Source organism: Mesorhizobium sp. CA16, from assembly GCF_020165175.1.
Classification (GTDB): Bacteria; Pseudomonadota; Alphaproteobacteria; order Rhizobiales; family Rhizobiaceae; genus Mesorhizobium.
The window spans coordinates 175,955-193,025 of sequence record NZ_JAIUHP010000013.1; the positions used below are offsets into that span (position 1 = coordinate 175,955).

The 17,071-nt window shown below is 64.7% G+C and carries 16 protein-coding genes and 1 riboswitch; of the genes, 4 read left to right on the forward strand and 12 right to left on the reverse strand.

The features are described from left to right. Positions 1-3: 3 nt before the first annotated feature. Positions 4-930, reverse strand: a complete 927-nt coding sequence (locus tag LB525_RS19220) for a histone deacetylase family protein (protein WP_224526390.1) — start codon at positions 928-930, stop codon at positions 4-6. 115 nt (positions 931-1,045) lie between these two features. Then, a riboswitch (cobalamin riboswitch) is annotated at positions 1,046-1,224 on the forward strand. A 42-nt stretch (positions 1,225-1,266) separates the two neighbouring features. Here LB525_RS19220 and bluB point away from each other — a divergent pair. Beyond that, positions 1,267-1,998, forward strand: a complete 732-nt coding sequence (gene bluB / locus LB525_RS19225) for a 5,6-dimethylbenzimidazole synthase (protein ID WP_224545887.1) — start codon at positions 1,267-1,269, stop codon at positions 1,996-1,998. Here the strand turns inward: bluB and LB525_RS19230 are convergent, their stop codons facing one another. Next, positions 1,999-2,982 (reverse strand): hypothetical protein, encoded by a 984-nt coding sequence (locus LB525_RS19230; RefSeq protein WP_224545889.1) that lies wholly within the window; start codon positions 2,980-2,982, stop codon positions 1,999-2,001. Positions 2,983-3,113: 131 nt separating this feature from the next. After that, a complete protein-coding gene (locus LB525_RS19235; protein WP_095766748.1) occupies positions 3,114-3,707 on the reverse strand; it encodes a TetR/AcrR family transcriptional regulator in 594 nt (197 codons plus the stop codon). A 120-nt stretch (positions 3,708-3,827) separates the two neighbouring features. Between LB525_RS19235 and LB525_RS19240 the strand changes: the two genes are divergently transcribed. Next, positions 3,828-5,048 (forward strand): MFS transporter, encoded by a 1,221-nt coding sequence (locus LB525_RS19240; protein WP_224545892.1) that lies wholly within the window; start codon positions 3,828-3,830, stop codon positions 5,046-5,048. Between the two features lie 335 nt (positions 5,049-5,383). Here the strand turns inward: LB525_RS19240 and ribB are convergent, their stop codons facing one another. Then, positions 5,384-6,484, reverse strand: coding sequence for a 3,4-dihydroxy-2-butanone-4-phosphate synthase (gene ribB, locus LB525_RS19245; RefSeq protein ID WP_095766746.1), 1,101 nt, complete (start codon positions 6,482-6,484; stop codon positions 5,384-5,386). 105 nt (positions 6,485-6,589) lie between these two features. Beyond that, on the reverse strand, positions 6,590-7,705 hold the full coding sequence (gene aroC, locus LB525_RS19250; protein ID WP_224545894.1) for a chorismate synthase: 1,116 nt from the start codon (positions 7,703-7,705) through the stop codon (positions 6,590-6,592). A 207-nt stretch (positions 7,706-7,912) separates the two neighbouring features. Between aroC and LB525_RS19255 the strand changes: the two genes are divergently transcribed. Next, a complete protein-coding gene (locus LB525_RS19255; RefSeq protein ID WP_041002438.1) occupies positions 7,913-8,176 on the forward strand; it encodes a DUF1344 domain-containing protein in 264 nt (87 codons plus the stop codon). Positions 8,177-8,435: 259 nt separating this feature from the next. On the opposite strand, the gene LB525_RS19260 is transcribed toward LB525_RS19255, so the two are convergent. From LB525_RS19260 to LB525_RS19275, 4 genes are all read right to left on the reverse strand, one after another. Continuing rightward, the gene (locus tag LB525_RS19260) at positions 8,436-9,023 is read right to left on the reverse strand and encodes a histidine phosphatase family protein (protein ID WP_224545897.1); all 588 of its coding nucleotides are present in this window, start codon (positions 9,021-9,023) and stop codon (positions 8,436-8,438) included. A gap of 106 nt (positions 9,024-9,129) precedes the next feature. Further along, positions 9,130-9,948, reverse strand: coding sequence for an enoyl-ACP reductase FabI (fabI, locus tag LB525_RS19265; RefSeq protein ID WP_095766743.1), 819 nt, complete (start codon positions 9,946-9,948; stop codon positions 9,130-9,132). A gap of 107 nt (positions 9,949-10,055) precedes the next feature. Continuing rightward, positions 10,056-10,982 carry a DnaJ C-terminal domain-containing protein gene (locus tag LB525_RS19270; protein ID WP_095767150.1) on the reverse strand — a complete coding sequence of 309 codons (927 nt, stop codon included), beginning with the start codon at positions 10,980-10,982 and terminating at the stop codon, positions 10,056-10,058. Between the two features lie 115 nt (positions 10,983-11,097). After that, on the reverse strand, positions 11,098-11,559 hold the full coding sequence (locus tag LB525_RS19275; protein WP_224526416.1) for an RT0821/Lpp0805 family surface protein: 462 nt from the start codon (positions 11,557-11,559) through the stop codon (positions 11,098-11,100). Here LB525_RS19275 and pdxH point away from each other — a divergent pair. Next, the gene (gene pdxH / locus LB525_RS19280) at positions 11,495-12,214 is read left to right on the forward strand and encodes a pyridoxamine 5'-phosphate oxidase (RefSeq protein WP_411962463.1); all 720 of its coding nucleotides are present in this window, start codon (positions 11,495-11,497) and stop codon (positions 12,212-12,214) included. The genes LB525_RS19275 and pdxH overlap by 65 nt on opposite strands. A 21-nt stretch (positions 12,215-12,235) precedes the next feature. Here pdxH and LB525_RS19285 read toward each other — a convergent pair whose 3' ends face one another. The 3 genes from LB525_RS19285 to LB525_RS19295 form a co-directional block, all read right to left on the reverse strand. Next, a complete protein-coding gene (locus LB525_RS19285) occupies positions 12,236-12,988 on the reverse strand; it encodes a crotonase/enoyl-CoA hydratase family protein (RefSeq protein ID WP_224545899.1) in 753 nt (250 codons plus the stop codon). A 19-nt stretch (positions 12,989-13,007) separates the two neighbouring features. Further along, a complete protein-coding gene (locus LB525_RS19290) occupies positions 13,008-14,777 on the reverse strand; it encodes an acyl-CoA dehydrogenase family protein (protein WP_224545901.1) in 1,770 nt (589 codons plus the stop codon). Positions 14,778-15,358: 581 nt separating this feature from the next. Continuing rightward, complete coding sequence (locus LB525_RS19295; RefSeq protein ID WP_224545904.1) at positions 15,359-16,966, reverse strand: FGGY-family carbohydrate kinase; 1,608 nt, start codon at positions 16,964-16,966, stop codon at positions 15,359-15,361. Positions 16,967-17,071 lie beyond the last annotated feature (105 nt).

The window sequence follows — 17,071 nt, forward strand, 5'->3', positions numbered from 1 at the left end:
ACCCTATCCCTTCATCAGCCGCCCGACATGGGCGGCGACTGAAAATGCCAGTCCCTGCAGATCGTAGCCGCCTTCCAACAGGCTGACGAGCCTGTTGGAGCTATGGCGCCCGGCGCGTTCCATCAATTGCCCGGTCGCCCAGTCGAAATCGTCCTCGGTCAGGTTGATCTCGGCCAACGGGTCGCGATGGTGCGCATCGAAGCCGGCGGAAATGATGATCAGGTCCGGCGCGAACGCGTCGATCGAGGGCAGCACGCGCGACAAGAAGGCGTCGCGGAAGAGATCGCTGCCGGTCTGCGGCGCCAGCGGCGCGTTGACGATATTGCCGGCGCCGGTCTCGCTCTTCGCGCCGGTGCCTGGGTAAAGCGGCATCTGGTGCGTCGAGCAGTAGAGAACCGACGGGTCGTCCCAGAAGATGTCCTGCGTGCCGTTGCCGTGGTGGACATCCCAGTCGACGATGGCGACGCGCTCGGCCTGGTGTTTCTTCTGCGCGTATCGGGCGGCGATCGCCGCCGTGTTGAACAGGCAGAAGCCCATCGCCGTGGTCTTTTCGGCATGATGTCCAGGCGGACGCGCGGCGACGAAGACGTTTGCCGCACGGCCCTCGAAGACGTCGTCCACCGCCGCGTTGGCACCGCCGATCGCCGTCACCACGGCCTGCCAGCTTTTCGGGCTGGCGCTGGTATCGGCGTCGATCGACACGATCCCGCTCTCAGGGATCGCCCCGCGCACGCGCTCAACGAAATCCTGCGGGTGCGCATAGAGGATCGTTTTCTCGTCGCCTTCCGGCGCCTTGACACGGTCGAGCGCCGAAAAAGCCTCGTCGTCGAGCACGCGCTCGATGGCGCGCAGGCGGTCGGGCCGCTCGGGGTGACCGGGCGGCGTGAGGTGTTCGAGGAAGATCGGATGCGTGTAGAGACGGGTGGCCATGGCGCCTAATCTAGGGACCTATGACCGCAATGACCATGTTTGGCAGCCGAATGGCTGGGGAAAATCGCGTCTTGCCGTGTCGCTAACGCCATTGGCGCGGCCCAAGCTTCTCTGTAAGGTCGCGTCGCTGCCAGGTGCCCGCGACGCGGGAGAATCGGGAACACGGTTGAATTCCGTGGCGTGCCCAACACTGTAAGGGGGACCGCGCCGGCAAACGCCACTGTCGAAGACGGGAAGGCGCCGGATGCGGGACGATCCCGAGCCAGAAGACCGGCCCGGCAGACATGGTTTTCCGCTTGGTCAGGCGGGGAACTGCTTGTCGCAAGGGGAAAAGCGATGACGGCAGCAGCGATCGCCGCGAGCGGCGACGACTTTGACCAATTGGCGCGCGACGCGGTCTACCGGGCCATGTTCACCAGGCGCGACGTGCGCAGCCATTTCGTCCCCGACGATCTCGATGACAATGTGCTGGCGCGGCTCATCACCGCCGCGCATCACGCCCCGTCGGTCGGCTATATGCAGCCGTGGAATTTCATCGTCATCCGCGACGCCGAGCGGCGCAGACAAGTGCGCGACCTGTTCCTCGCCGCGCGCGAGCAGGAGTTGCCGGCGATCGACGCGGAACGCCAGGCGCTCTACCGCAAGCTGAAACTCGAGGGCATCTGCGAAAGCGCGCTCAACCTGTGCATCACCTGCGACCGGCAGCGCTCGAAGGACTCGCCTCTCGGGCGTTGGCACAATCCGGAGATGGATCTCTACAGCACTGTCTGCGCGGTGCAGAATTTCTGGCTGGCGGCGCGGGCCGAAGGCGTCGGCGTTGGCTGGGTGAGCATCATCGAAACCGAGGCATTGAAGCGGCTTCTCGCGATCCCGGAGCATGTCACGCCGATCGCCTATCTTTGCGTCGGCCGCGTCTCGGCCTTCGCGCCGAAGCCGGACCTCGAGGCGCATGGCTGGGGCAAGCGCCTGCCGCTGCCCGAACTGGTGATGAGCGAGACGTTTCGCGGCGCCGGCGAGGCGCCGCTTAAATCGGCAATCGCAAAGCTCGGCAGCGCATCAAAGCCATGATCAGGCGGCCCTCGGCGTATCCCAGCGCGAGCCGCCGCCAAAAGAGCCCAGCGCCTTGTCGCGCAGTTCCCTGAATTTGGACGAGGTCTCGGCGAGCCGGCGGTCCCATTCGGGATTGGGCGCCTGGCCTTCGATGGCTTCGAAATAGACCTGCATCAGCGAGGCGATGGCGAAGGGCTCGATGAAGGCTGCCTTGAAGGCCCAGGCAAAGACGATGGCCAGCACGAAGGCCCAGCCGGCAAGCTGGCCCGGCATGACCCACAGAATGGCGGCCGCAGGCGCTAGCATCAACAGGAAGATGACGAAGGACACTCCCCACATGATCGCCGCCAGCCAGACGGCGTTCTTGACCATGTGCTTGCCGTTCTGCGCGTAGAGCACGACGCCTTGCCTTGCCGTCTCGAAAGGCGAGCTCGAATTGATGCGGATGTTGTAGCCGAGGATGATCTCGTCGACATAGGTCAGCGACAGGCGGATCACCGTGTTGATGAAGCTGACGATGCCGCTCAAGCCCGGAACGGGCAGGAAGGCGGCGATGCCGCCGATCAGGCCGGTGATGGCACGGATGGCGCCCTTGACCAGCTGGTCGACGACGAAAAGGATGTTGGCCTCGGCAAAACGCTGGGTGACCACTTCCTTCGCGTAGGCGATCTGGCCCTGGCCGTCGGGGACATCTTGGCCGTCGATCAGATGCACCATGACAGCGATATGGCCCGCTTTCAACACATAGAGGATGTATTCGCGTATCCAGTAGACGGCGATCGAGACGACGCCGAAGCCGACCACGCCACCCCACAGCGCGAAGGACATCGGGCCGTCGGGATCGGTGGAGATGTGGCCGACGCCGTAGCCGACGCTGGCGCCCGTACCGGTCGCCATGATGTAGGCGACCGTGATGCCAAAATAGACGATCATGCGAAAGACGATGAACGGCCATGTCCGCATCATGATCGACACGGATCTGGCGATGCTGAAGTCCCACATGGCCCCGACTCCCCTCACCTTCAGAGTTGGCGGTGGAGGATGCGCTCGCCCCGGCGATTGTCAATCGCGGCAGGGTTGCGCCGGCCCGAAACCGGTGCATAAGCCGGTGGCTCGGTTACCCGAGCGTGCCGTCAAGGCTTCTTTCGCAAGCCTTCGAGCAACTGCTTGAAGGCCGTGATCGCTTTTTTCGAGGTCGCCTCGGGGTCCGTCGAATTGGCGATGCGCTGCGCGGCCTGGCTGCTGGCGCCATTGATCAGCCGTGAGGTCGTCTCGGGATCAAGCTCCGGAACGACCTCGCCCTCTTCCTGCAGCCTGGTCAGATGGTTGGTCATCGAGGCGGTGCAGGCGCTGGCATTCGGCCACTGCGCCGGATCGCCGAGCACCGCCGGGCCATCGCGGAACATGATGCGCTGGATTTCCGGCTCGAGCGCCATCTCGATATAGGTGGTGCATTCGTCGACGAAATGCTGCCAGCGGGTGGGCGCTTTCGAAGCCACCTCGTTCACCCGCACAGCCATTTCGCCGTCGATCTCCGCGATCACCGCCTGCAGCAGTCCCTTCTTGTCGCCGAAATGATGGTAGAGCGCGCCGCGCGTGAGGCCGGCCGACGCGGTGAAATCGTCCATCGAGGCCTCGGCATAGCCGATCGTGCCGAAAGCATGGCGAGCGGCCGCGATCAGCTTGGCGCGCGTCTCGGCGATCATCTCCTTGCGCGGTCTGTGCATGGTTCTGGCCCTACTCACATACGCCTCGTATGCCAATTGACATACGTGGCGTATGAACTATCTCACAGTCATACGCAGCGTATGTAATTTTAGTATGCACCGTTGTCGAGGAGCAGGATCATGCGAAACCCTTATTCGGACATCTTTCGGGCTCCCGGCACGAAAGGCTTCGCCGCGGCGGCTTTCATCGCGCGCTTGCCGATCGCCATGGCCCCGATCGGCATCGTGGCGATGCTGTCGCAGACACATGGCGAATACTGGCTGGCCGGCGCCGTCTCGGCGACCTATGCGCTGGTCAATGCTTTCCTGTCGCCGCAAGTGTCGCGGCTGGTGGACCGACGTGGCCAGACGGCGATCGCAGCACCCATGACGCTCGTCTCGGTGCTTTCCTTCGCGACATTGATCGTCGCGGCCAACCAGCACTGGCCTATCTGGACGTTGTTCAGCTCGGCGCTACTTGCCGCCGCCATGCCCAGCATCCCGGCGCTGGTCCGGGCGCGCTGGACCGAGATCTTCCGCGACCGGCCGGAGCTCAACACGGCGTTCGCCTTCGAATCGGCCGCCGACGAACTGGTCTATGTCGCCGGCGCCTCGCTGTCGGTGGGCTTGAGCGCCGCGCTGTTCCCGGAAGCCGGCATAGTGGTCAGCACATTGCTGCTTGCGCTCGGCTCGGCGGCATTCCTGCTGCAGCGCTCGTCCGAGCCGCCGGTCCGCCCGGCCGAACATGGCGCGGCCGGCTCGGCGATCCGCCTGCGGCCGGTGCAGATCATCACCTTCGCACTGATATTCGTCGGCGCGACCTTCGCCACGACGGAAGTGACGACGGTGGCGATCACCAAGGAGCTTGGCCAGCCTGAGGCGGCGAGCCTCGTCATCGGCGTCTATGCACTGGGATCCTTCGTGCTGGGCATCATCGTCGGCGCGCTCAGCCTCAAGGTGCCGCTGCAGCGGCAATTGGCCCTTGCAGTCACCGTGATCGCGCTCACCACCTTGCCGCTGCTCTTTGCCGACACGGTGCCGACGCTGGCGCTCGCCGTCTTCGTCAGCGGCGTCGCGATCTCGCCGACCTTCATCACCGCCTTCGGCCTGATCGAGCGCCACGTGCCGCCGGCGATGCTCACCGAAGGCGTCACCTGGGTGACGACCGGCATCGGCATCGGCATGGCGCTGGGTTCCTTCGCCGCCGGCTGGATGGTCGACACTTTCGGTCCGCAGAACGGGTTTTCGGTTTCGGTCGCGGCCGGCGCCATCGCGCTGGTCACCGTGCTCGCCGGCCAATGTCGGCTGGCGACGGATGATTGCGATGTGGACAGGGGCGAGGCGGTGGTTCCGGCGGAGTGACGGTTATTCGGCCGTCCGATCATCATCGCAGACGTTGGCGGTTAGCCGGAGCCTCAATGACTTCGTCATCCACGGGCGGAGCGACGCGAAGCGGAGCGCAGACCCGAGGATCCATTCCGCGACCTTGATCGTAGAGCGCAGCGAAGCAGAATTCTGAAACCGTCGCGGCGCTTCGAGGTCACGGAATGGATCCTCGGGTCTGCGCGCGTCGCTTCGCTCCTTGCTCCGCCCGTGGATGACGACGTCGCGGAGGCTTCCGCCAATCGCCTGCGTCGCGGAGGCTCCATCAATCAGACTGCCGCTAGGACCTCTGGCGCGTCAGGTCCTTCGACGGACTACAGAATCTCGGTCTTGGCGATATGGATGCCAAATCCCTCGAGGCCGACATAGTGGCGCTCGCGCGAGGCGATCAGGTTGATCGAGGAGATACCCAGGTCCTTGAGAATCTGGGCGCCGAGACCGATCTCTCGCCATTCGTTCTCGCGGCGGCGGGCTTCCTCATGGTCCTCGCGGTCGCCGCTCGCGGGCCGCTTACGCTCCTGATGGGCGACACCGACCGAGCCTTCACGCAGATAGACGATGACGCCGCGCCTGCGCTCGCCCATGGCCTTCATGATGCCGTCGAGCCGGTGGCTGGTGCCGAAGACGTCGGTGACGACATCTTCCGAGTGCAGCCGTACCGGCACCTCTTCGCCATCGCGGATATCGCCGAAGACGACCGCGAGATGGTGCATGGAATCCCAGGGCAGCGTGTAGGTGAAGGCCTGGGCCTTGCCGCCGGGCGTGTCGATGTCGGAGCAGGCGACGCGTTCGACCAGCGTCTCCTTGCGCTGGCGATAGGCGATGAGGTCGGCGACCGAGACCTGCTTCAGCCCATGTTCCTCGGCAAAGGCCTGCACTTGCGGCCCGCGCTTGACCGTGCCGTCGTCATTGACCAGCTCAGAGATGACGCCGACCGGCGGCAGGCCGGCGAGCTTGCAGAGATCGACCGCGGCCTCCGTATGGCCGGAGCGCATCAAGACGCCGCCTTCGCGCGCGATCAGCGGGAAGATGTGGCCGGGACGCACGAAATCCGACGGGCCGACATTGCCATTGGCAAGGTTGCGCACGGTGAGCGTGCGGTCGTCGGCGGAAATGCCTGTTGTCGTGCCATGCTTGAAATCGACGCTGACCGTGAAGGCAGTGGTGTGCGCGGAATCATTGTCCGCCACCATCGGCGCGAGGTTCAGCCGCCTCGCGTCCTCGCGCAGCATCGGCGTGCAGACGATGCCGGAGGTGTTGCGCACGATGAAGGCCATCTTCTCCGGCGTGCAGTGGACGGCGGCGACGATCAGGTCGCCCTCGTTCTCGCGCCCGTCATCGTCCATGACAACGACGATCTCACCGCGCTCGAAAGCACGGATCGCTTCGACGATCTTCTTCTGGTCGTAGGGCATCGGCGCTCGCTTCGCTCGCAGGAATTAGGCAGTAGGCAGTAGGCAGTAGGCAGTAGGCAGTAGGCAGTAGAAGAAAGAAAATGGCTGTGTCGGGCGGTCTACTGCCTAATCCCCACTGCCTACGCCCTTCCCTGTCTGTCCTCTGTGCCGCAGATAATGATCCGCGATCGCGCAGGCAACCATGGCCTCGCCGATCGGCACGGCGCGGATGCCGACGCACGGGTCGTGGCGGCCCTTGGTCATCACCTCGACATCCTTGCCATCCTTGTCGATCGACTGGCGCGGGGTCAGGATCGACGAGGTCGGCTTGACGGCGAAGCGGGCGACGATCGCCTGGCCGGTCGAGATGCCGCCCAGTATGCCGCCGGCATTGTTGGACAGGAACACCGGCTTGCCGTCATTGCCCATGCGCATCTCATCGGCGTTCTGTTCGCCGGTGATGCGGGCCGCCTCGAAACCATTGCCGATCTCGACGCCCTTGACGGCGTTGATCGACATCAGGCCGGAGGCGATATCCTGGTCGAGCTTGGCATAGATCGGCGCGCCGAGGCCGGGCGGCACGCCGTCGGCGACGATCTCGATCACCGCGCCGACCGAAGAGCCGGCCTTGCGGATGCCGTCGAGATAGGCGGTAAAGACCGGGACCGAGGCCGGATCCGGGGTGAAGAACGGGTTCTCGGCGTCGCCGACGAAATTCCAGTTCCAGTTGGCGCGGTCGATCGACTTTTCGCCCATCGAGACCAGCGCGCCGCGCACCACCATGCCGGGCACTATCCTGCGCGCCAGGGCGCCCGCCGCCACCCGCGCTGCCGTCTCACGCGCCGAAGAGCGGCCGCCGCCGCGGTGATCGCGCAGGCCGTATTTGACGTCGTAGGTGTAGTCGGCATGGCCCGGCCGATACTGGCGGGCGATCTCGCCATAGTCCTTGGAGCGCTGGTCGACATTCTCGATCAGCATCGACACCGGCGTGCCGGTGGTGATCATCGTCTCGCCGTCCTCGTCTAGGATGAAGCCGGACAGGATCTTCACCTCGTCCGGCTCGCGGCGCTGGGTGACGAAGCGCGACTGTCCGGGCCGCCGGCGGTCGAGCTCGGCCTGGATATCCTCGCGCTTGAAGCGGATGCCGGGCGGGCAGCCGTCGACAACGCAGCCGAGCGCGGCGCCATGGCTTTCACCCCAGGTGGTGACTCGAAAGAGGTGGCCGAATGTGTTGTGCGACATGAGGATACGCCCTGCCCGGTGAGGGAACCCGGTTAAGGCTGCCTTCTATTGGCGTTTTCCACAGTGGTCAAACGCTGATCGGGTGTGCATCAAACTGTGATGTGGCGGATTTAGTTTTGACACATTCGGTTGGTTTCTGCTCTCTTCCCATCCGCCGTTGAGGACCCGCCGTTGACAAGCCGGCGCAATGACCTAAAGAGGACGACGATGCGTACCCTGATTGGCGCGGCCTGCGCCATGTTGCTGATTTCCACCGCCGCCGCGTTCGCCGGCCAGACCGAAGGCCTGATCAAGAAGGTCGACAAGGACACGCTGACGCTGACGCTCGACGACGGCAAGGCCTACAAGCTCAACGCCGAGACCGACATCGACTCGCTGAAGCCCGGCATGGACATCGTCATCGCCTATGACGTGACCAATGGCGAGAATGTCGTGACGGACATGCAGTTGCCCGACAGCGACCAGAACTGAATTCAGGTGAGGCCGGCCTGCAAATGGCGGCTTCCTGCGCTTCCGGTGCTCACGTATGAAAAGTACGCTCCGCTCCGGCCTTCGCCGGCCGAAGCTCTCATGAGGGTCTCCGCGCTATGAAGGCTACGGCCGGCGTAGGCCGGTTCTCGGAACCCACCATTTTCGACTCGGCCTGACCTGAATTCGCCAGGCCGCGCCTAGCGTCTCCGCGACGGAGCTTCGCTCCTGCTTCGCCCTAGAATGACGAAGCGGAGTGCCTTCAAAGCCACTCCAGGCTGCGGCCCTCCAGCCGGAGCAGGCGGTCCTGCGGGACATCGAGGCTGGCGGCCTCCTCCTTGGAAATGCCAGTGACCAAGCGGAAGAAGCAGCGCATGACGCCGCCATGGGTGATGCAGACCGTCGGCCGGCGTAGCGCGTCCAGCCACGGCTTTATCCGCTCGAGCAGCATTTCGTAGCTTTCCGCGCCCTCGCCCGGCGGCTGGAAATCCCACTTCGCTGCGCGGCGACTTTTGGTCGAACCCGGGACACGCTTTTCGAGTTCGGCAAAGGTGAAACCCTGCCAGTCGCCGAAGCTTAGCTCCACCAGGCGTGGATCGGTGCGGTAGGCGGAAGGATCGAGCCCCATCGCAGCGCGCATCAGCTCCATCGTCTCGCGCGTGCGCCGCATCGGGCTGGCGACAAAATCGAAATCCGCAGGATTTCCGATGAGTTCCGCCAACCGTCGGCCGTTTTGCGTCGCCTGCTCGCGGCCAAGTTCGTTGATATCGGTATCGGCCTGGCCCTGCAGGCGGCGCTCGGCATTCCACTCGGTCTGGCCGTGACGCGCGATGTAGACGAGCGGATACATCAGGTCTTCCAAGGTCGGGCGCTTTTTGCTTTTCAAGCAATTCCGGACGGAAAACCGCTTCGCACTTTTCCTGGAAGTTGCTTGGACGCTGGATAAGCGGAGAGGATCAGTCCTTGACGGTCGAGATATCCGGCGCGTCGACCGCCTTCATGCCGACGACATGGTAGCCGGAATCGACATGATGAACCTCGCCGGTCACGCCGCGCGACAGGTCCGACAGGAAATAGACGCCGGAATCACCGACCTCTTCCTGGGTGACCGTCTGCTTCAGCGGCGAATTGTACTCGTTCCACTTCAGGATGTAGCGGAAATCGCCGATGCCGGAGGCGGCCAGCGTCTTGATCGGACCGGCGGAGATCGCGTTGACGCGGATCTTCTTGGCCCCGAGATCGACCGCGAGATAGCGTACGCTGGCCTCGAGCGCCGCCTTGGCGACGCCCATGACGTTGTAATGTGGCATCACCTTCTCGGCGCCGTAATAGGTCAGCGTCAAAAGCGAGCCGCCATCGGTCATCAGCGGCTCGGCGCGCTTGGCGATGGTGGTGAAGGAATAGACCGAAATGTCCATGGTCCGCAGGAAATTGTCGCGCGTCGTCTCGACATAACGGCCGGTGAGCTCGTCCTTGTCGGAAAAGGCGATGGCGTGGACGAGGAAGTCGAGCTTGCCCCAGTGCTTGGCGATGTCGGCGAAGACCGCGTCGAGGCTTTCCGGGTCGGTGACGTCGCAATGGCCTGCGACATGCGCGTTGAGTTCGGCCGCGAGCGGCTCGACGCGCTTCCTGAAGGCCTCGCCCTGATAGGTCAGAGCGATTTCGGCGCCGTGATCGACGCAGGCCTTGGCGATGCCGAAAGCGATCGACCGATTGTTGGCGACGCCCAGGATCAGGCCCCGCTTACCGGCCATCAGGCCCTGTCCACCCGCCATGTGCAAGCTCTCCGCAAGAATATCTGCTTTGTGGAGAGCCTATCGCACAGGCACAAAGCCCCTTCAAGCGCTCAAAAGACACTGCAACAGGAACAAAATTCCCTCAATCAGCCTTTTCTGCGGCGCATCAGGGCCTCGAGCTCGGCATCGCCGCCCTCCGGCAGCATCAGCCGAACATGGGCATAGAGATCGCCATGGCCGCCTGCCTTTTCCGGCAGGCCCCTGCCCTTGAGGCGCAGCACCTTGTCCGAGCTCGACCATGCGGGCACGTTGACCGCGAGCTTGCCGGTCGGCGTCTCGACCGCCACTTTGGCGCCAAGCACCGCATCGGCCAGATCGACGGGAAGATCGACATGCAGGTCGCGGCCTTCGATGCGATAGCGCGAATGGCGGCGGATGTGGATCTTGACCAGCGCGTCGCCAGGCTGGCCCGGACCCTGCTCGCCCTGGCCCTTCAAGCGGATCGTCTGGCCATCCTCGACATAGGCCGGCAGCTTGACCGCCACCTTGCGGCCGTCGGGGAACATCGCCGTCACCTTATCGGCGGTGGCTGCCTCCTCGACACTGATATCCATGGTGACGTTGAGGTCCGCGGCCTGGACCGGCTGACGGCGGTCGGCCCGGCCGGCGCCGCGGGCGCCGGAGAAGGCATCGCCAAAAATCTGGCTGAAGATGTCGCTGTTGCCGTCGAACGGATCGCCGCCCGGGCGCCCGCTGCGAAATTCGAAATGCGCGCCGCCGGGGCCTTGCTGACGGCGGAATCCGGCAAACGGATCGCCGCCGGCTGCGCCTTCAAAGCCCTGGAATTTAGGCTTGCCGTCGGCGTCGATCTCGCCGCGATCGTAGGCGGCGCGCGTCTTCTCATCGCCGACGATCTCGTAAGCCTGGTTGGCGGCGGCAAAACGGTCCTTCGCCTTCGGATCATTCGGATTCTGGTCCGGATGATACTTCTTGGCGAGCTTGCGGTAAGCCGATTTTATGTCCTTGGCCGATGCGTTCTTGGCAACGCCCAGCACCTCATAGGGGTCGCGCATGCTTCCTGCCTGCATGAGAGAATGGATTTATGAGTCGCCTCCTATATGCGCTCGCATAGGAAGAAATTCCAGTGGCGCAAGGGCAATGGCGCCCGAAAATCGGAGTGCCGGATAATCAGAGCGCCTTGAATTCCTGCATGCGCCAACCGCCGGCCTCGGCTAGGCACAGCTCGCCCTTGTAGAGGGCGACGCCGTCGAAGCTCTCGCGCGTGGCGCTGAAGCGGCGGCAGGTCAGGCCGCCATCCTTCAGTTCCACCAGTTCGGTGATCGCGCCGCGGGACCCGGTCCCGGCATTGGCCCATGGCACCGCTTGGCCGGCAAGCTCCTTCAAGTCGGCGGAGGAAACGGCGTTGCCGATGGTGGTCTGGTCGGAGTCCTTATCAGCCGCCGGGGCAGCCGGCGAGGATGGCGCGCTGGAGGTGATGATCGAGCGGTCGACGTCGGCCTTTTCGAGGCTGAAGCCGCCGGCACCGCAAGCGGCAAGCGGAAGCGCCAACGTCACGACCACAGCCTTGACGCTGGCAGAAGCGATAACGCCCCATTGCCTGCTGTCAAAAGCTTGCGCGATACGCGACAATCGGCCAACTCCTCCCGCAACGGTAAAAATTCGGAAAACTATGAACGAAACTGAGTTAACAAGCAGTGACTTCACCGAGGCCGCGGAGCCGTTCAGGCTCTTTGCCGCATGGCTGGAGGACGCCACCAAAAGCGAGCCCAACGATCCCAACGGCGTAGCGCTGGCAACCGTCGACGCCGACGGCATGCCGGATGTGCGAATGGTGCTGCTCAAGGGGTTCGACGAAAAGGGATTTGTCTTCTACACGAATTTCGAGAGCGCCAAGGGCCGCGAGATTCTTGGCAGCATGAAGGCGGCGATGTGCTTCCACTGGAAATCGCTGCGCCGCCAGGTGCGTATACGCGGGCCGGTGGAGATCGTCAGCGACGCCGAGGCCGACGCCTATTACGCGACACGCCCGCGCGGCAGCCGCATCGGCGCCTGGGCCTCGAAACAGTCGCGGCCGCTGGAAAGCCGGTTCGCGCTGGAAAAGGCGGTAGCCGAATACACGGCGCGCTACGCCATCGGCGAGATCCCGCGACCGAAACATTGGTCGGGTTTCCGCATCCTGCCGCAGACGATCGAGTTCTGGCAGGACAGGCCGTTCCGCCTGCACGACCGCATCCTTTTCTCGCGCAACGCCGCCGGCTGGGACAAGACGCGGCTTTATCCTTGAACGGTGCCGCAGGCGAAGGGCTCAGCCCTTCTTGCGCGTCATGAAGGCGGTGAGCGCCCCGCGCGCCTCATCCGACTTGAGCCGCTCGCGGAAATGCTCGCTTTCGACCTCGATGCGGGCGATCAATTCCTCGCGCGGCGCGCGCATCAGGTCGCGCGCGATCTTCAGCGCCTCTGGCGGCTTGGCCGCGATGTCGGCGGCGGCCGCCAACACGGCGCTTTCGAGGGCCTCTTCCGCGACGACATCGTAGATCATACCGGCGGCCTTGGCGCGCTCGGCCGAAAAGCCTTCGCCGAGGCCGAGCAGCGCGAAGGCGCCCTGCCGGCCAAGCAGCCGCGGCGCGATCAGACTGGAGCCGGCTTCAGGCACCAGGCCGAGATCGACGAAGGGCGTGCGGAACAGCGTGCGCGGCGTGGCGAAGGTCAGGTCGCAATGCAGGTTGAGCGTGGTGCCGATGCCGACGGCGATGCCGTCGACGCCCGACACCATCGGCTTTTCGGCCTTGGCCAGCGCCATCAGGAAATCCCAGACCTCGTTGCCGCCCTCGCCGCCTGTGGCGATGACCAGGAAATCGGCCAGGTCGTTGCCGGCGGAAAAGGCGCCTGGAACGCCGAGGAAGACATGGACGCGGACCGCCGGATCGGCATCGCCTTCGGCCAGCGCCGCCGACATCTTCGCATACATGGCGCGCGTCAGCGCGTTCTTCTTGTCCGGGCGGTTGATGCGGATGATCTGCACGGCGCCCTGGCGCTCGACGAGGATATGGTCTGTCACGATTTTTTCCTTGTGAACGTCAAGCGGAAATCAGTTGCTTGCCGGCGGCGGCGAGGCTCTCGGCGCCATTGACGACACGCTCCTTCAGGGCGCGCGTCTCGCCGAGCAGGTTCTCGGCAAAGAAGCGGCAGAGCGCGACGCGGCCGCGGTCGGCCAGCCCGGCCTGCGCCAGATAGGCGCCGCCGGCAGCGAGCGAGATCAGGCGCAGATAGGGCGTGGCACCGGCCATCGCGGCGTCGGTCTTGCCATCGGCCATGAGCTTCTGCAGGAAACGCGTCGCCTCTTCGAGATCGGCCAGCGCACGGTCGAGATTGTCGGCGGTGCGGCCGAAACCCTCAATGTTGGAGATACGCACCGCATCGGCCACCGCTTTCAATTCGCCGATATAGGAATGCACATGCTCGCCGCCGCCGAGCGGCAGCTTTCGCGCCACAAGGTCGATCGCCTGGATGCCGTTAGTGCCTTCATAGATCGGCGCGATGCGCGCGTCGCGATAAAGCGCTGCGGCACCTGTCTCCTCAATGAAGCCCATGCCGCCATGCACCTGGACACCGAGAGAAGCAACCTCGACGCCGATGTCAGTCGAGAAGGCTTTGGCAAGCGGCGTCAGCAGGCTGGCGCGGTCGCGCCAATTGGCGGCGGCCTCGCCCTGGCCGACGCGCGCGCGGTCGATGGCGTGGGCGCAGGAATAGCTGATCGAGCGCGCGATCTGAGTCAGCGCCTTCATGGTGAGCAGGTTGCGCTGTACATCGGGGTGATGGACGATCGGCGCCATGCCAGCGCCCGTATCAGCGGAAGCCTTGCCTTGGCGGCGCTCGTTGGCATAGGCGATCGCCTTCTGCGTGGCGGCCTCAGCCACGGCCACGCCCTGCATGCCGACGGCAAGGCGGGCGTTGTTCATCATAGTGAACATGCAGGCCAGACCCTTGTTCTCCTCGCCGATCAGCCAGCCGATGGCGCCGGGTGTGGAGCCCTGAAAAGCGTCGCCGTAGATCATGGTGCAGGTCGGCGAGGCATGGATGCCAAGCTTGTGCTCGAGGCCGGAACAGAAGACGTCGTTGCGGGCGCCGAGCGAGCCGTCGTCGTTGACGAAAAACTTCGGCACCAAAAACAGCGAGATGCCGCGCGTGCCGGCCGGCGCGTCGGGCAGCCTGGCCAGCACCAGATGCACGATGTTGTCGGTGAAATCGTGCTCGCCATAGGTGATGAATATCTTCTGCCCGAAGATGCGGTAAGTGCCGTCGCCGACCGGCTCGGCGCGCGTACGCAAGGCGGCGAGGTCCGAGCCCGCCTGCGGCTCGGTCAGGTTCATCGTCCCCATCCACTCGCCGGAGACGAGTTTTGCCAGGTATTTGGCCTTGAGTTCCTCCGATGCGTGTTTGTCGAGCGCCTCGACCGCGCCCATGGTTAGCGTCGGACCAATACCGAAGGCCATGGCGGCGGAGTTCCACATTTCGAGCGCGGCGACGCCGAGCATGGTCGGCAGGCCTTGGCCGCCGAATTCCTCCGGACCGGACAGCGCGTTCCAGCCACCCTCGATCCAGCGCCGGTAGAGCTCCTTCCAGCCGGGCGGCGTGGTGACGGCGGCGTCCTTCAGCACAGCGCCTTGCTCGTCGCCGATCTTGTAGAGGGGGGCCACTTCCTCGCTGGCGAAGCGGCCTGCCTCGGCCAGGATCGCGTCGACAAGGTCCTCGCCGAGATCGCCAAAAATGCCGGCGTCAAGCGCCGGCTTCAGCCCCGCCACCTGCTTCAGCGTGAAGGCGATGTCCTCGACCGGCGCGCGATACATGTCCGCTCCTCCCATTCCGGCCGAGCGTAGGCGCATGGCCGAAGCGAAGCCATCCACCTTTGGGCCGGCCTCACGCCTTCTTTTTACGTAAACGTCAACTTTTGTCACGCGGATTTTGCTTGGATTTCGTCATCCACGGGCGGAGCGGGAGCACCGCGAACGCGTAGAGCCGAGGATGGGCCTGACAACCGGAAAACCGCGTCCACTTTTCCTGGATTACCAGCCGGATGTAATTCGGCGTAGAATTTTGAATGGCAATTGCAACCTTGAGATTGGCCGTGGCCTTCGCGATTTCGTCATTCTATGGCGGAGCAAGGAGCGAAGCGACGCGCGCAGACCCTGGAATCATTCCGTTACTTTGAGGCGCTTCTACGGTGCAGAATTCTACTCCGCTGCATCCCACGGCCAAGGTCACGGAATGGATCCTCGGGTCTACGCGTCCGCTGCGCTCCCGCTCCGCCCGTGGATGACGAAGCTCGGACGCTGCGCTGATCTCCGGAGTCTGCGATTGCTTCGTTGGGGCAAGCGAACCTTCGCGCTTGGTCCAAGCGTCCGGAATCGCGCAGAAACAAAACGGTCTCTCAACGTATGCTGCGTCCCACCGCCTGCAGCGACAGGAAGGCTTCGTAACGTTTGTCGTGCCAAGCCCGCATTTCACCGGTCGCCGGGGTGAAAACATCGCCAAGCCGGGACATGGCAGGCATGGCGCTTGAAAGGTCCGCATACCGGCCGGCCGCGACAGCTCCGAGCATCGCAGCGCCCAGCAGCACCGGTTCGGGCGATTGCGACGCGGCGACCGCCAAGCCGGCGGCGTCGGCAAGCAATTGCCGCACCAGCGGCGACTGCCCGGCGCCGCCGCTGATGACGATGGTGTCGACGGCAAGACCGGATGACGCCATCGCCGCCACGATCTGGCGCACGCCGTAGCCGAGGCCGCAAAGCCCGGCCACGTAGAGGCCGACGAGATTTTCGACGGAACGGTCGGTGCCGAGTCCGGCAATCAGGCCGCGCGCGTCCGGATCGGCCAATGGCGAGCGATTGCCGAGGAATTCGGGAACGACATGGATGCTTCCCGCGAGCGTGGCGGCGGCCGACAGGTCGGGCGAGCCCGCCGTGGCGGCCGCGGCCAGCCAATCGACCAGCGATTTGCCTTCGGCAGCTGCACGCGCGGAGGCTTCGGCCTCGGCCGGGTGGAAATGCACCAGGAGATCGATGGCCGCTCCGGCCGCCGACTGGCCGCCTTCGCTCAGCCAGAGCCCGGGCACCATGGCGGAATAATAGGGTCCCCAGACCCCCGGAACGAAGGCCGGCCCTTCGCTGCTTGCCATGGTGCAGGCAGAGGTGCCGAGCACATAGGCCATGCGCGAGGCGATGGTGCCGGCGTCGCCCGCGGCCCCCACGGTGCCGACGCCGCCGGCGTGAGCGTCGATCAGCCCGGCAGCGACAACCGTGCCTGCGACCAGTCCCAATTCAGCGGCCGCCGCTTCCGTCAGGCCGGCGCCCAGCGCCGTGCCGGGATCGACCACGTCGGTGCCGATGCGGGCAAAATCCTCGTCGGCAAGCTCACCAAGCCCCACGGCATGGAAATAGCTTTCGTCCCAGCGCCGTTCGTGGCCGAGATAGGTCCATTTGCAGGCGAGCGTGCAGACCGAGCGGGCAAGGCTGCCGGTGGCGCGCCAGGTCAGGTAATCGGCCAGGTCGAAGAAATGCCGCGCTTGGGCAAAGGTCGCCGGCAGGTTCTCCTTCAGCCACAAAAGCTTCGGCGTCTCCATCTCGGGCGAAATGACGCCGCCGACATAGTCGAGGACCGGGTGCCGGAGGGCGTTGATGCGCCTAGTCTGGTCGAGGGCGCGGTGGTCCATCCAGACGATGATGTTCATGTCGCTATCTCCCGAGCGACCGACCGGCAAAGCCTCGCCATCATCGCCGACCACCACGAGGGAACAGGTAGCGTCGAAGCCGATGCCGCCGATTTCCCCGGGACCGACGCCCGATTTCCCGACCGCGTCGCGCACGCTGGCGCACACCGCCTGCCAGATGTCCCGGCTCGACTGCTCGGCGATCTCGCCGGGCTCGACGAAGAGCGCGATGTCGCGCTTGGCGGAAGCGAGCAGCTCGCCGCGCTCGTCAAAGACGCCGGCGCGCGCGCTGCCGGTGCCGACATCGATGCCGAGAAAGTGGGAAGGCATGGGGGACCTCAGGAGTTAGGCAGTAGGGGAGTAGGGGAGTAGGGGAGTAGGAAGTAGAAAGTAGGAAGGCAGTAGGCAGTAGGCAGTAGAACGATTGTTTAGTCG

Excerpts from the sequence above, each read along its gene's own strand:
- fabI (WP_095766743.1), bottom strand. The coding sequence starts at position 9,948 with ATGGCGGGTGGACAGGGCCTGATGGCCGGTAAGCGGGGCCTGATCCTG.
- LB525_RS19235 (WP_095766748.1), bottom strand. The coding sequence starts at position 3,707 with ATGCACAGACCGCGCAAGGAGATGATCGCCGAGACGCGCGCCAAGCTG.
- LB525_RS19255 (WP_041002438.1), top strand. The coding sequence starts at position 7,913 with ATGCGTACCCTGATTGGCGCGGCCTGCGCCATGTTGCTGATTTCCACC.
- LB525_RS19240 (WP_224545892.1), top strand. The coding sequence starts at position 3,828 with ATGCGAAACCCTTATTCGGACATCTTTCGGGCTCCCGGCACGAAAGGC.
- LB525_RS19270 (WP_095767150.1), bottom strand. The coding sequence starts at position 10,982 with ATGCGCGACCCCTATGAGGTGCTGGGCGTTGCCAAGAACGCATCGGCC.
- aroC (WP_224545894.1), bottom strand. The coding sequence starts at position 7,705 with ATGTCGCACAACACATTCGGCCACCTCTTTCGAGTCACCACCTGGGGT.
- LB525_RS19230 (WP_224545889.1), bottom strand. The coding sequence starts at position 2,982 with ATGTGGGACTTCAGCATCGCCAGATCCGTGTCGATCATGATGCGGACA.
- LB525_RS19295 (WP_224545904.1), bottom strand. The coding sequence starts at position 16,966 with ATGCCTTCCCACTTTCTCGGCATCGATGTCGGCACCGGCAGCGCGCGC.
- LB525_RS19260 (WP_224545897.1), bottom strand. The coding sequence starts at position 9,023 with ATGTATCCGCTCGTCTACATCGCGCGTCACGGCCAGACCGAGTGGAAT.
- bluB (WP_224545887.1), top strand. The coding sequence starts at position 1,267 with ATGACGGCAGCAGCGATCGCCGCGAGCGGCGACGACTTTGACCAATTG.
- LB525_RS19290 (WP_224545901.1), bottom strand. The coding sequence starts at position 14,777 with ATGTATCGCGCGCCGGTCGAGGACATCGCCTTCACGCTGAAGCAGGTG.
- LB525_RS19220 (WP_224526390.1), bottom strand. The coding sequence starts at position 930 with ATGGCCACCCGTCTCTACACGCATCCGATCTTCCTCGAACACCTCACG.
- ribB (WP_095766746.1), bottom strand. The coding sequence starts at position 6,484 with ATGCCCTACGACCAGAAGAAGATCGTCGAAGCGATCCGTGCTTTCGAG.